The following is a 308-nucleotide window of genomic DNA, read 5'->3' on the forward strand; positions in this document are numbered from 1 at the left end:
CATAATAAGCGGCTGTACGCGTTTGCGAAGCCTCCATTGCCGTATCAAATTCTAATGCCTTAGTCGGTAGCTTCTTCGAGAGCTCTGAAAGATCAGAATTCTCGTTAAGCCCAGCCAGAGCGCGTCGATATTCAGCAAGTGAGGTGTCTTCTAGACTTGTGGGTGTGTCTGTCGAGTTGTCTTTTTTTTCGGTACCTGAGCGCTCTTCGGATTCGAGCTCGTTACGTATATCCTGAAATGCTCCTGTTTCGTACAATGCTGTCGTTAAGAAAGTACTCAAGTGTTGCTCTAAATCCTCTTTGTACATC

The 308-nt window shown here is 45.8% G+C and carries 1 protein-coding gene; it reads right to left on the reverse strand.

Translation table 11 applies throughout. The features are described 5' to 3' along the window. Positions 1-308 (reverse strand): hypothetical protein (locus tag EXE44_RS21255; RefSeq protein ID WP_206750414.1); only part of this gene is annotated, 308 nt, incomplete at both ends.

The sequence above is a fragment of the Halorubrum sp. SS7 genome, assembly GCF_005435055.1.
GTDB classification, from domain to species: Archaea; Halobacteriota; Halobacteria; order Halobacteriales; family Haloferacaceae; genus Halorubrum; species Halorubrum salinarum.